This window comes from Streptococcus sp. LYSM12 (assembly GCF_004569635.1).
In the GTDB taxonomy this organism is placed as follows: Bacteria; Bacillota; Bacilli; order Lactobacillales; family Streptococcaceae; genus Streptococcus.
Window position 1 is genome coordinate 78558 of record NZ_SPOZ01000003.1, and the last position, 13629, is coordinate 92186.

11 protein-coding genes are annotated in these 13629 nt (G+C 37.4%); all 11 read left to right on the top strand.

Going from position 1 to position 13629, the window contains the following annotated elements; all coding sequences use genetic code 11:
- Positions 1-81 precede the first annotated feature (81 nt).
- The 11 genes from E4T79_RS01520 (at position 82) to ispD (ending at position 13628) form a co-directional block, all read left to right on the top strand.
- Positions 82-1347, top strand: a complete 1266-nt coding sequence (locus E4T79_RS01520; RefSeq protein WP_167752596.1) for an MBOAT family protein — start codon at positions 82-84, stop codon at positions 1345-1347.
- Between the two features lie 18 nt (positions 1348-1365).
- Positions 1366-2775: a hypothetical protein gene (locus E4T79_RS01525; RefSeq protein WP_135026965.1), complete on the top strand. Its 1410-nt coding sequence runs from the start codon at positions 1366-1368 to the stop codon at positions 2773-2775.
- A gap of 627 nt (positions 2776-3402) precedes the next feature.
- Entirely contained in the window at positions 3403-4860 is a 1458-nt protein-coding gene (locus E4T79_RS01530; RefSeq protein WP_135026966.1) for an LCP family protein, read from the top strand.
- 306 nt (positions 4861-5166) lie between these two features.
- On the top strand, positions 5167-6969 hold the full coding sequence (locus tag E4T79_RS01535; RefSeq protein WP_167752597.1) for a nucleoside-diphosphate sugar epimerase/dehydratase: 1803 nt from the start codon (positions 5167-5169) through the stop codon (positions 6967-6969).
- A gap of 2 nt (positions 6970-6971) precedes the next feature.
- The gene (locus tag E4T79_RS01540) at positions 6972-7661 is read left to right on the top strand and encodes a sugar transferase (RefSeq protein ID WP_135026967.1); all 690 of its coding nucleotides are present in this window, start codon (positions 6972-6974) and stop codon (positions 7659-7661) included.
- Positions 7662-7669: 8 nt separating this feature from the next.
- Complete coding sequence (locus E4T79_RS01545) at positions 7670-8890, top strand: DegT/DnrJ/EryC1/StrS family aminotransferase (RefSeq protein ID WP_135026968.1); 1221 nt, start codon at positions 7670-7672, stop codon at positions 8888-8890.
- Positions 8887-9750, top strand: a complete 864-nt coding sequence (locus E4T79_RS01550) for a glycosyltransferase (protein WP_194183753.1) — start codon at positions 8887-8889, stop codon at positions 9748-9750. Before E4T79_RS01545 ends, E4T79_RS01550 begins: the two co-directional genes overlap by 4 nt.
- Positions 9751-9829: 79 nt before the next feature.
- Positions 9830-10642 (top strand): LicD family protein, encoded by an 813-nt coding sequence (locus E4T79_RS01555; RefSeq protein ID WP_135026969.1) that lies wholly within the window; start codon positions 9830-9832, stop codon positions 10640-10642.
- 3 nt (positions 10643-10645) lie between these two features.
- Complete coding sequence (locus E4T79_RS01560; protein WP_135026970.1) at positions 10646-11566, top strand: glycosyltransferase family 2 protein; 921 nt, start codon at positions 10646-10648, stop codon at positions 11564-11566.
- A gap of 42 nt (positions 11567-11608) precedes the next feature.
- Positions 11609-12913: an O-antigen polymerase gene (locus tag E4T79_RS01565; RefSeq protein WP_135026971.1), complete on the top strand. Its 1305-nt coding sequence runs from the start codon at positions 11609-11611 to the stop codon at positions 12911-12913.
- The gene (gene ispD / locus E4T79_RS01570; RefSeq protein ID WP_135026972.1) at positions 12900-13628 is read left to right on the top strand and encodes a 2-C-methyl-D-erythritol 4-phosphate cytidylyltransferase; all 729 of its coding nucleotides are present in this window, start codon (positions 12900-12902) and stop codon (positions 13626-13628) included. Before E4T79_RS01565 ends, ispD begins: the two co-directional genes overlap by 14 nt.
- The last annotated feature ends 1 nt before the right edge of the window (position 13629 follow it).

A 13629-nucleotide genomic window follows, 5' to 3' on the forward strand; every position in this document is an offset into this window, starting at 1 on the left:
AGCTTATCTTTTTATATGTGGTCTTCATTTGATAACGTATTTCGACTATTCTTTTATATCGTTATCGTATATATAATCGGTTTGTGGATTGCAACTATCAGAGCAGAGGGATTCTATCTAAAGCTTTATCAATCTCCTACTAGCCACAAGAAACTGTACCTGAGTCTCTTTCCATTGTGGATTGGGATAATGCTGGTGACCTTTTCTTTGGTTTATTTTAATTATTCCAATTTTTTGATCCAAGTTTGGAATAGCTTATTTGGAGAGCAGCTTCCTCCTAAGTCCTTGCTGACCCCTCTTGGAATATCTTTTATTACGTTTTCTAGTATTTCCTATTTAACAGATATATACCGAGGACAGGCAAGGCCGGGTAGTTTTCTTGATTGTCTTCTCTATCTTTCATTTTTCCCAAAAGTGATTTCAGGGCCGACCGTCTTATGGAAAGATTTCCAGGGTCAGATTGGACAAAATCGAATATCCCTAACTCTCATCACGGAAGGTATGAACCGTATCATGATTGGTTTTGCCAAAAAAGTGATATTGGCGGATACTTTTGGTGCTTGTTTAGCCCAAATTTCCATCCATTCTATGGATCAAGTAACAGCATTTGGAACTCTTGTTCTTTATATGCTGCAAATCTATTATGATTTCGCCGGGTATTCTGATATTGCAATCGGTCTTGCGAAGCTCTTTGGTTTTGAATTCAAGGAGAACTTCAATTTCCCTTATCGTTCCATGTCCATTTCTGAATTTTGGAGACGTTGGCATATGTCATTAGGGACATGGTTTAAGGAATATATTTATATTTCACTAGGGGGAAGTCGCAAAGGTAAGCAGAAAACACTCCGCAATTTAGCTATTGTTTTTGCTGTAACAGGTATTTGGCATGGTGCAGGTTGGAACTACATTCTCTGGGGTGGGATTAATGCCTTTTTTGTAGTTGCTGAGCGTCTTATTCACGATAACAAATATTATCAAAAGATACCTGGTGCCATAAAGTATATTGTGACGATGGGAATTATTCTCTTTTCTTGGCAATTGTTCAGATTTCAAAACATAGCTGATATCGTAACGGTAGTAAGTGCAGCTCTTGGAAAGAGGACAAGTCAGCCTATTCCTTATACATGGCAATATTACTATGATTTTAAGCTGATGTCACTCGTCCTCATAGGAATAGTAGGTGCTACTGTCTTGGGCTCTCAGAAGATAAAGAGATGGTACTGTAGTGTTATGTCGACAACGGCTGGTTATTTGATTCAGGAGATAACCTTACTTGCTATTTTTATTGTAGCTATCTTATTTATGGTTAATTCGAGCTATAGTCCATTTATCTATTTCCAATATTAAGGAGAAGTGGAGATATTGATGAAAATTATAAAAATTCTGACGATTATTGTATTTTCTCTAATTATACTCATTCCGGCTGTTAACTTTCGCTTTGCTCCTCACATCTCTTCTGAGATTGATAACCGAATGTTAACTGAAAATCCATTTTCAAAAGAGCTCTTGGAAGATGGTGAAGCAGACCTTACAACTAATATTGAAAACTATGTAAATGATCGAATTGGTTTTCGGGATGAAATGATTTTGAGCTATACTCTTTTGAACGACCGTTTGTTTGGCAAAATGGTGCATCCAAGCTATCAGTATGGAAAAGATGGCTATGTTTTTGGGGATGGTCTTACCACATCGTACTATCAATATTCTGACTATCATGAGCAGTTTGCAAATATGGTACAAGCTATCCAAGAATATTGTCAGGATAGAAATATACCTTTCTTATTTGTTTTAAATCCAGCAAAACCTGCTGTATTATCAGAATATATTCCTCCTGGTATTGACTACAATCGTGATTGGGTAGAAACGTTTCTGACTGCCCTTGACAAACGAAAGGTTCGCTATATAGATAATACTATTCCTCTTCGACAAGAAACACAGCTAGGTAACGTCGTTTTCAATCAAAAGTATGATGCGAATCATTGGAATGATTTGGGAGCTTTTTATGGAACAAACTCTATTTTATCTGAAGTAAAAAATGATTTTCCTAATGTAGAAGTAAATCACCTGGATGATTTTGAACAATCAAGTCAGCTGGAAGTTTCCTTGCCCGTTTCTCAGTTCCCGATTAACGAATCAGTACCACTCATTCATGTTCCTACAGAAGATATTGTAACAACTAAAACAGATCTGTTCAAAGATGAATTACAATTAAACCCTGCTTATCAAACTTTTACTTATTATCAAAACGCATCGAAAAATAGTAAAGACTTTCCACGTGTACTGATGTTTCAAGGAAGCTATATGAATAAATTTGGTTCTAAATATTTAGCCAATGCTTTCGATGAATACATTGCTATCCATGATTATCAAAATGTTTTAGACTTTCCTTACTACTACAACATATTTAAGCCTGATATGGTTATTTTTGAAGTTGCTGAATATACATTTTCAGATACCTACTTTAATTATGAACAAATGAAACAATTAAATATGAATCCTGCCCTTACAACCACTCATTATGCTGGTGACTCTACGACCAAACAACCGTTACCTAGCAATGAATTAACGATTGATAAAGGAAAAGCCTTGGCTAAGATTAACTGGAAGACAACTTCTACCTATCAACATGTTTGGTTAACCTTAGATGAGGAAGTATATGATATGAAGAAAACAGATGAGGGATATAGTGTGACACTTCTTTCCGAAAATATTTCGGAAAGTCCAAAGATAAAACTGGTTTCTCAAGAGGGGCAATCGGTCGTATGGTATCAATAAGATTTCGCTAAACTACATCATGTGGGGCGTGGAATTTATCCCCAGAAATAGATATAACTCCAACGGACAAAGCGCTTGGAAATACAGGATTTCCCAATATTTATGCAGGAAAAGAGACTTGTTTAATAGATGTGAAACGACATCGTTGACAAGCTCATTTTTATGTCCTGATGACACCCCAAATGAACTTCATAGTAGATACGAGGCGTTTATAGTCTTAGTACTAGGCAAGGAGCTGCAGGCTGTGCTTAGAGTATGGCAAAGCGAGTTAACGAAGTAGTAAAAGATAAACGAAACGACTATAAAAGGTGATTGTACCCAGGGGACATCTGTACCTATGCTTGTACTCATAATTTAAAATTGCGAACGCGAGCTTTTTAAGAGGATTTTTTGTCCGCTATCAAGAGGGAGGATAGGGAGATAATTTTTTATGGAGCTAAGAATATTGAAATTTTGAATGAGTATAGCTTCTTACTAACAATGGGTAAATAATGGTAAAATCGAGTGAAATATGGTAGAATACCAGTGGTTTCAATGGTGATTCAGAGAGGTATCTCTGTTTGGTAGCTGAATGGAAGAATGTGCTATATTCATAGTAATGATAGATTATTATTTTGGAGGTAAAAAATGGAACAGCGTTCGAGAAGAGCAAGAAAACACAAGGAAAAACAAAATGGTGGAAAGCTTAGCATTGTAAATCGTGTACTCGCGGTTATCTTTACAGTGATGGCGGTGATAATTCTCTTTGCTATTTATCGGTACAATCTACTTGCTTTTCGCAATCTAAATAGGATAGTAACAGCTATTTTAGGTGTTTCTGTGTTTCTGTGTGGTGGTTTAGCCATCAAAAAGAAAGCGCCACGTTTTACCTTGCTATTTTTGATGTTGGCTATTCTAGTAAGCGGAACAGCTTTATTTGCCATTCGAGAAGCAAGGAGCTTTTCTGATAAGCTTAATTCAACAGCTAAGTATTCAGAATATGAAATGAGTGTTATCGTACTGGCAGATAGCGATATCACAGATATTAGTCAGGTAACAAATGTTTTGGCTCCAACTGAAACAGATGGGGACAACATTATGAAACTAACAGAAAGTCTCCAAAAAGAGAAACAAGTATCACTAGCAGTAGATACTGCTCCAACTTATCTATCAGCTTACCAAGCGTTGATGAATAAAGAGGCAAAAGCTATCATTTTAAATAGTGTTTTTGAGGATATCATAGCAGATTATGATGCGTCAAAAATAAGAAAACTCTATACCCTTAAAGTGAGTAAAAAGGTAGAAAATATAAAAGGTACGGAGATTAGCGGCGATGCTTTCAATATCTATGTCAGTGGTATTGATACTTATGGTCCCATTTCTTCTGTTTCTCGTTCAGATGTCAATATTATTATGACAGTCAATCTCAAGTCCAAGAAAGTCTTGTTGACAACAACTCCGCGGGATGCCTATGTTCCAATTGCAGATGGCGGAAATGGTCAGAACGATAAGCTTACCCATGCAGGTATTTATGGTGTTGAGGCATCTATTCACACACTTGAAAATCTCTATGATATTAAGACAAACTACTATGTTCGTTTGAATTTCACCTCTTTCCTAAAACTCATTGATGTGGTTGGAGGAGTAGATGTCACAAATGAGCAAGAATTTACAGGGTATGATGGGACATTTTTCCCAGTAGGAGAAGTCCACCTTAATTCTAATCAAGCATTAGAGTTTGTACGCGAACGCTACTCTTTACAAGGGGGCGATAATGACCGTGGTAAAAATCAAGAAAGAGTGATTGCGGGCTTGATTAAGAAATTAAGCTCACCGGCTATCTTAAAGAATTACAATGAGATTTTGGACGGTATTCAAGATTCAGTTCAAACCAATATGAGTCTTGAAACGATGATTACCTTAATCAATGGTCAGTTGGAATCTGGCGAAAGTTATAGCGTTACCTCACAAGCTTTAACTGGAACAGGTGTCATGGGACTACCGTCTTATGCTATGCCTGATGCAAATCTCTACATGATGGAGGTTAATCAGGAAAGTTTGAATGCTGCAAAAGCAGCGATTCAAGATGTGATAGCTGGCAAATAGGATGCCTAGCTATAGGAATAAGCAGTTGAAGCAATGAATCATTTTATCAGCTCACTAGACTATCTTGTTAGACTTTCCTTTATGGTGAGGAAATTTGAACTCATATGGGTGACGAGTATATAGAATAAAAAAAAAAAAAAGCATTGGTTTTCAAAGTAGAAGTTTTTGAAAAGTCATCTGTTGAACATATATAAGGGCTTATAGTCGTTTAGTTTGTTTTTAGCATTAAGGAAAAAACGCAAGGATTACTGATGAGCCGTAGAGGATTTTAAAAGGAACCTCAAACTGTAAGGGGGGAAATACAAATTGACACGGGGTCAAAAACGTTTTATTTTAATTATGGTAGATGCCTTAATTATCTATATGAGTGGTTTTATCACTCAGTTTTTCTTAGATAATTACATCGATCTGTCATTGCAGCGAATGTTGGTATTTTTGACTGCGATTTGGTTGGTCTATCTGATATGTGGCTATGTGACACATGTCTACTCCATCTTAAATCGTTTTACAGATTACATCGCACTTTGGCAAATGACAAAAAACCTTCTGTTGAGCTATGTCATCTCAGTCGTTGTTATCTTTAGTCAGAGAATTGTCTTTAGCTATCGCTTTATCTTGCTTAGCTATATCTTTTCTCTATTACTTATCGGTGCATCACGCTTGATTTGGCGGATGACCTATGAACTAAAGGATGTTGATTTGCTAGGACGTAAGTCAGCTAAAGCCAAAAGAACACTGGTGGTCGGAGCAGGACAAGGGGCTGATTTATTTTTGAAGACCGCGATTCGGTCCTTCAAAGATATTGATGTTGTTGGAATTGTTGATAAAGATCCAGTTAAGTGGCAAACCTTGCTACATGGTGTCCGAGTGCTAGGTTCAGAGGAACAGATTCCAGATATTGTTAAAAATTATGAAATTGATCAAATCGTGATTGCTATTCCATCTCTGAATTCTGAAGAATATGCACGAGTCTATGATATTTGTAAAAAAACAAAGATTGAAGTGTATTCCATTCCAAAGCAGGAAGACATTCTATCTGGTCAAGTGAGTGTCAGCAAGTTGCGTGAAATCGATATTATTGATTTGTTGGGACGTCAAGAAGTTGAACTGGATCAATCGAGTCTTTATTCGAATATTCAAGGGAAAACGGTATTGGTAACAGGGGCTGGAGGTTCCATTGGTTCAGAACTTTGCCGTCAGCTGATTCGTTTTTCACCTGCTAGAATGCTGCTCTTGGGACATGGGGAGAATTCTATTTACCTAATCCACAAAGAGTTGTCAATGAGTTATCGTAATAATATTGAGATTATTCCAATTATTGCGGATATTCAGGATAGGGAACGTATTTTCCAAATTATGAACCAGTACCATCCAGATAGGGTCTATCATGCAGCAGCGCATAAGCACGTACCTTTGATGGAATATAATCCAAAAGAAGCAGTTAAAAATAACATCTATGGAACCAAGAATGTAGCAGAGGCAGCCAAGGAATGTGGTGTTGAAAAGTTTGTGATGATTTCAACCGACAAGGCTGTGAATCCGCCTAATATCATGGGAGCGACCAAACGAGTGGCAGAAATGATTGTCACTAGTCTCAACGAACCCGGTAAAACCCGTTTTGCGGCTGTTCGCTTCGGCAATGTCTTGGGAAGTCGCGGTAGTGTTGTGCCGTTGTTTAAAGAGCAAATAGCCAAAGGAGGTCCTGTGACAGTGACCGACTTTCGCATGACTCGCTTTTTCATGACCATTCCAGAAGCGAGTCGTTTGGTGATTCAAGCGGGAGCCTTGATGCAGGGTGGAGAGATTTTCATTCTAGACATGGGAGAGCCGGTAAAGATTCTTGACTTGGCTAAAAAGATTATTTCCCTCAGCGGTTATTCAGAAGAAGAAATTGGAATTGTTGAGAGCGGCATTCGGCCAGGAGAGAAGCTATATGAGGAGCTTCTTGCAACGAGGGAACGGACAACAGACCAGATATATGATAAGATTTTTGTAGGACGTGTCGCCTATAAAAAAACAGAAGAAATTGAAGAATTTATTGGCACTTTGTTAGACTATGATTCTGAAACGCTAAAAAACAGATTGCTAAAGTTTGCCAAACAGGAGTAAAGATGATCAATGGAACGTTGACAGATAATGCAGAGAAAGATGTACTGGCACCTTATCGAGCAGTTCTTGCAAGTAAGAAAGTTGATTTGGCTTGTAAATATGTATTTGATAAGGTGATGGCTATTTTCTTGATTATTCTATTTTCACCTATATTATTAGTTTTTGCTATTTGGATAGCATTAGACAGTCCAGGAGCTGTTTTCTATCGCCAGGAACGAATCACCCAATATGGAAGAAAATTTAAAATTTATAAATTTCGGACAATGGTGGCAGATGCAGATAAAAAAGGCAGTTTAGTAACAATTGGAAATGATAGCCGTATCACGCGAGTAGGAGCTGTGATTCGAAAGTATCGTCTAGATGAAATTCCACAGCTCTTTAATGTCTTAGCTGGCGACATGAGCTTTGTAGGTGTGAGACCTGAGGTGGAAAAATATACAAAAGAGTATACAGATGAGATGAAAGCAACGCTGTTATTACCCGCAGGAATTACCTCGCCAGCTAGTATTGCCTATAAAGATGAAGATATGCTTATGGAAACATACATCGGTCGTGGGATGACGGCTGATGAGGCCTATGTGGAGAAAGTATTACCGGATAAGATGACCTATAACCTAGAGTACATCCGATCGTTTTCCTTTTGGAATGACATTCGGATTATGCTTCAAACCGTCATCAAAGTAGTAAAGTGAGACAACTAATGAAAAAGAAAAATATCCCTTTTTCTCCTCCGGATATCACAGAGGAAGAAATTGCAGAAGTTATTGATAGTCTTCGTTCGGGCTGGATTACGACAGGTCCTAAAACGAAACAATTTGAACAGGAACTATCACAGTATACTGGAACAAATAAAACAGTCTGCCTAAATTCAGCGACGGCAGCTTTAGAACTGGTTCTTCGTGTGTTGGAGGTCGGTCCTGGAGATGAAGTTATCGTTCCAGCTATGACTTACACTGCCTCATGTAGTGTGATTGAGCATGTTGGTGCAACACCTGTTATTGTAGATATTCAAGCGGATCATTTTGAGATGGATTATGATGCGGTAGAAAAAGCGATTACAAGTCATACCAAAGTCATCATTCCTGTTGAGTTAGCAGGAATTCCATGTGACCATGATCGAATTTACGAGATAGTAGAGAAACATCGCTCAACATTTGTAACAGAATCTCCTCTTCAAGAAGTCTTTGGTCGAATTGTCGTTTTATCAGACAGTGCTCACGCTTTTGGTGCTTCCTATAAGGGAAGAAATAGTGGAACTATCGCAGACTTTACCGCTTTCTCTTTCCATGCGGTTAAAAATTTGACGACGGCAGAAGGTGGAGCAGTTACTTGGAAAGCCCATCCAAATTTAGATGATGAGGAGCTTTATCGTCAATTTCAAGTGTTTTCGCTTCATGGACAAACCAAGGATGCTTTGGCTAAAACCAAGTTGGGGTCATGGGAGTATGATATTGTGATTCCAGGTTTCAAATGCAATATGACAGATATCATGGCGTCCATTGGTCTAGCTCAATTAAGGCGTTACCAAGGATTGTTGGTGCGTCGGGCAGAAATTGTTGCAGCCTATAATCAAGCCTTTGAGGGGACAAGGATTCATCCTCTACAGCATATACATGCCGATTATGTATCATCTATGCACTTGTATATTGCTCATATCGATAACTTTACGTTAGAAGAACGGAATCAAGTCATTGAGAAAATGGCGGAAGCTGGTATTGCCTGCAATGTGCATTATAAACCCCTGCCCCTTTTGACCGCGTATGCAAATATGGGATTTGACATTAAAGACTATCCAAATGCCTACCATTATTTTGAACATACGATCACGTTACCCCTTCATACCCAACTAAGTGATGATGATGTGGACTATATTATAGCCAATCTAAAACGGATTGTAGCGAGTGTGAGAGGAACAATATGATAGGGGAAATAGATAAAAAGTTTAGTGTCTTACTATCTTTATACATAAAAGAAGACCCGCGCTATTTGCAGGAGTGTTTTGATAGTTTATTGAATCAAACAGTTCCTGCAACAGAATGGGTTGTTGTGGAAGATGGAGCGTTATCGCAGGAACTTTATCAGGTATTAGATGACTATCAAGTGCTGTATCCTGGGTTAATCAAGCGAGTCCCGCTGGAGAAGAATGTTGGTCTCGGTCTGGCTCTCCGAGAAGGCATGTTGCATTGTAGTTATGAGATAGTTGCACGAATGGATACAGATGATATTGCACGTAAGGATCGATTTGAGAAACAACTAGCTTGTTTTGAAACGGATCCGGAACTAGATATTTGTGGTAGTCATATTCTAGAGTTTGATACAAATCCTCAGCATCCTAATGCTGTCCGCAAGGTTCCATTGGAACATGAAGAGATTGTACGCTATCAAAAAAGTCGGAGTGCTTTTAATCACGTGACGGTGATGTTTAAAAAAAGCAGCGTTTTGAGAGCCGGAAATTATGAAGATGCTCCCTTGATGGAAGACGATATGCTATGGGTTAGAATGTTACTTTCAGGTGCTAAAGGGATGAATATTGATGAGTATCTAGTGGATGTCCGCACAGGTGCTGGTATGATTGAAAGGCGCGGTGGTCTTGCTTATTTGAAAAAATACTGTGATGGTCGTAGAAAGATTTTAGCAACTGGGTTTATTAATCAATTTGACTACTACAAAACAGTTGCTATTCAGTCAATCGTAGCATTGGTACCTAATAAAATTCGTTTTCTAATCTTCACAAAATTATTGCGCAATAAACGAGAAGTATCTGAGTTACAAAGTAGGTAACGATGACATAAGATAATGAATAATAGATACAGATAGAAATGATAAAAATAGCAAAGAATGTAAGAAGGTGTCAGTAATAATGATAAAACTAGAGCTACAGGAAGTACAGAGAGTTGCTCTTGACTTACTCATCGAATTCGATAAGATTTGTCAAGAAAATTCCTTTCGGTATTCATTAGGCGGCGGGACATTACTGGGAGCCGTCCGTCATGGTGGCTTTATCCCTTGGGATGATGATATTGATATTATGATGCCTCGTGCGGATTATGAAAAATTTTTGGAATATTGTCATCATTATGATTGTGGATTTGATTGTTTATCATTGACGTATACAGATAATTATTTTGATTTATTTAGTCGACTGAGTGATAGAAGAACTTCTCTTATTGATGATTCGCGAGAGATAGATTACAAGGTGGGAGTTAGCATTGATATCTTTCCCATTGACGGTCTAGGGAACAATGATTCCATAGCCCTAAAAAATTTCAATAAGGGACGCTTTAAAAGAGAATTATTAGTTGCTTCAAAATGGACAAAATATTTTAGAAGTGAAACAAGGTCGGTTGTATTTGAGCCAATACGGTTTATGCTCTTTTTGATGAGTCGATGTGTCAATAAGCAGAAATTATGTAAGGCAGTGGATAGTGATTGTCAACGAAACGCCTTTGATACTTCCTGTTTTGCAGCTTGTATTAGTGGAGTGTACCGTGAAAAGGAAATCATGCCTACATCTACCTTTCAGGAATATCAATCGATTCAATTTGAAGGGCATGATTTTGCGATTATTTCAGCTTATGATGCCTATTTGACTCAGCATTATGGAAATTATATGCAACTACCTCCTATAGATAAGCAAGTCCCTCATCATAGGGCACAGTATTACTGGAGATGATATATGAAGAAACCAACAGTTGCCATTATCATGAGTACTTATAATGGTGAAAACTATTTAAGAGAACAGATCGAAAGTTTATTGCAACAAGAAAGAGTTGAAGTAAGCATTTTTGTGAGGGATGATGGTTCTCAAGATACAACGCTAGAGATACTCGAATCGTATAAGGAGCACCTTATTTTTGTAAAGGATGGCGGGCAGAACCGTGGGGTAGGAAATAGTTTTATGGAAGCTCTCTATCAAGCAGGGCTGGAATATGATTATTATGCCTTTTGTGATCAAGATGATGTGTGGTTGCCGAATAAGTTGTTACAAGCCATAGAGATGATTGGTAGCATTCCAAAGCCAACTTTATATTGTTCTAATCAGCTTCTAGTAAATCAGGACTTAGAACAGATTGGTCTGAGACATCAGCGAACCTTGGATACTTCCAGTTTGCAAATTTTAAACGATAATCTTGTAACGGGTTGTACGATGGTTTGGAATCAAGCGCTTCAAGAGCTACTACACCATTCCCCAAATAGACCCTCTAGTGAGTTACTAACGGTCAGGATTCATGATGTTTGGGTTGCTATGGTTGCCAGTGCTGTTGGTGAAATCCTGTATGATTCGAACGCTTTTATTTATTATCGACAGCATGAGCAGAATGTCGTAGGTGTCAGAAAAGAAAATATTTATGTGAATTGGTACAAAAAGCTACGCAATAAGTCAAAAAGAAATGGCAGAAGTTTATTAGCGCAGGAAGTAGTTGAGAAATTTGAAGACATGATGGGGGAACCCCTCCTTTCAGAGTTAAAAATAGTAAGTGCCTACCAAAGAAACTTCTTGTCTAAACTGGCTTTGATAAGAAACAGTCATATATTTTCCTTATCTAATGAGTCTAAGTGGGCGCTCAGATTAAAAATTATTTTCAATCTGATCTAGGGACATGTATACGTGAGTAAAATTATCTGTTGAAGGAGAATTATGATTTATCTATTATTACTAGTATCGTTCGTTTTACTAGGGATTGATTTCTACCGTTGGAGAAGCTTGATAAGACCGAATATTCTATTTCTTTTATCATTTATTCTGGCTTCGAGCATTATCATGCTCAATCAGAGAAACTGGGATGTGGTCTTGAGCAATCGTTTCATGATGTATACAGTCACAGCTATTCTATCCTTTTATATAGGAACGCTGATGATAGATTATCTTCATTTAAGAAAGAAGTCGCCTCTATCGGAAATTTCTAAGGAGAGTTTATCGATTATGGCTACTCCTAGTAAGGTCTTATTCTTGATAGCGATAGTTGCTATGATAGCCTATGTTTTTCTTATGTTTAGAGGAATTCAGTTATCTACGGATGTGAGTTTTATGCTCCGTCAAATTTATGACCGAAACGTTGCGCATAATGGCTCTAATACATTTGTTGTTAACCAGCTAGTTAAAGTGTTAACAGCAATCGCAAATATTAGTTTTTTCCAATTTTTATTGGATAAATATGTAGTAAAAATAGGTAAAGGTCAATGGATTCATGTGGTGGCTATTATGTTATTTTTACTAATGGCTGCTATCTCAACTGACCGCAATATACTCTTGCGCTTCTTCATTTATTGTATTGTTTTATGGATATTATTTTTTACAGCTGCTCACAAGGGAAAGATTACCCGAGCTCATTTGAAACCACTGCTAAAATTAGCACTTTATCTGGTGTTAGCTGTAGGTATGTTTTATCTTTTTGGGAAATTAAAGGGATATAAATCAGATTTTGGGCGTTCCATTAGTCTTTATGGTGGGTCTGGCTTGTATAATTTCAATCTTTATCTCAATGAATCACTTCCAGTATATTATAAATTTGGAGCGGTGACGTTCCGTTCATTTTTAGGTGTTTTAGGAAGATTGGGAATAGATAGCTTAGTACAGAAAGGTCCTGTTTTCTCTGAATTTATTATCTATAAATCTAAAACAGGTTTTATCTATGAATCAAATATCTATTCGGCCATGCGTCCTTTTGTAGAGGATTTTGGTTATTTGGGTATGGTTGTCTTTCCTTTTATTATGGGCTTATTCTTTGAAACACTGTATTCATTGACACGAAAAAGTCGCTATGCCCTTTCATGGATTTTGTATGCTCTGATGATTTATCCCTTGGCCTATTTCTCCATATTGGAGCAATTTTTCAATAGATTTCATTTAGGATTGCTTTATGAAATTAGTTGGGTGCTTATTTTTTATTGGTATATTCGCAGCAGAAGAGTGATAAAGGAGAAGATAAATGGATGGAAGTAATTCAGTCGTTATTTTTGCCGGCGGGACTGGTACGAGAATGAAGCTCACGACAAAACCCAAACAATTTCTTGAATTACATGGAAAACCGATTATCATTCATACGATTGAACATTTTGAAAATCATCCAAAGATTGATCATATTGTCGTTGTGTGTGTGGAGGGGTGGCATGATTATTTAAGAGGTTTATTGACGAAATTTCAAATATCAAAGGTCAGAGAAATTGTATCAGGTGGTAAAACTGGGCAGATGTCAATCTTTAAAGGCCTAGAAGCCGTGCAAAAATTTGTGAAGAGCGATGATGATGTTGTCTTAATACATGATGGAGTCCGTCCTCTCATAGATGCAGATATTATTAGTAAAAATATCGAAAGTGTCCGAAAATATGGGGCAACAGTTACTGTTAAGCCTGTTATTGAAACTGTCATACAAGTGGATGAAAATAATTCGATTATAAATGTTGTTGATCGTGATAGTTGTCAGACAGCAGTCGCTCCTCAAACATTTTATTTTAAAGACATTTTTCAATTACATTTAAAAGCGCAACAAGAGAATGTATTTGACATGACAGATTCAGCGACCTTAGTGCGACACTATGGTATGACATTATATACAGTAATGGGTGGACCAGAGAATATTAAAATTACCACGCCTTCTGATTTTTATATTTTTAAGGCTATTTATGATTCTAGAGAAAATGAACAGGTATTCGGATAAA

Bases quoted from the DNA above. Each gene is read 5' to 3' on its own strand.
- E4T79_RS01525 (WP_135026965.1), top strand. From the start codon at position 1,366: ATGAAAATTATAAAAATTCTGACGATTATTGTATTTTCTCTAATTATA.
- E4T79_RS01530 (WP_135026966.1), top strand. From the start codon at position 3,403: ATGGAACAGCGTTCGAGAAGAGCAAGAAAACACAAGGAAAAACAAAAT.
- E4T79_RS01540 (WP_135026967.1), top strand. From the start codon at position 6,972: ATGATCAATGGAACGTTGACAGATAATGCAGAGAAAGATGTACTGGCA.
- E4T79_RS01545 (WP_135026968.1), top strand. From the start codon at position 7,670: ATGAAAAAGAAAAATATCCCTTTTTCTCCTCCGGATATCACAGAGGAA.
- E4T79_RS01550 (WP_194183753.1), top strand. From the start codon at position 8,887: ATGATAGGGGAAATAGATAAAAAGTTTAGTGTCTTACTATCTTTATAC.
- E4T79_RS01555 (WP_135026969.1), top strand. From the start codon at position 9,830: ATGATAAAACTAGAGCTACAGGAAGTACAGAGAGTTGCTCTTGACTTA.
- E4T79_RS01560 (WP_135026970.1), top strand. From the start codon at position 10,646: ATGAAGAAACCAACAGTTGCCATTATCATGAGTACTTATAATGGTGAA.
- E4T79_RS01565 (WP_135026971.1), top strand. From the start codon at position 11,609: ATGATTTATCTATTATTACTAGTATCGTTCGTTTTACTAGGGATTGAT.
- ispD (WP_135026972.1), top strand. From the start codon at position 12,900: ATGGATGGAAGTAATTCAGTCGTTATTTTTGCCGGCGGGACTGGTACG.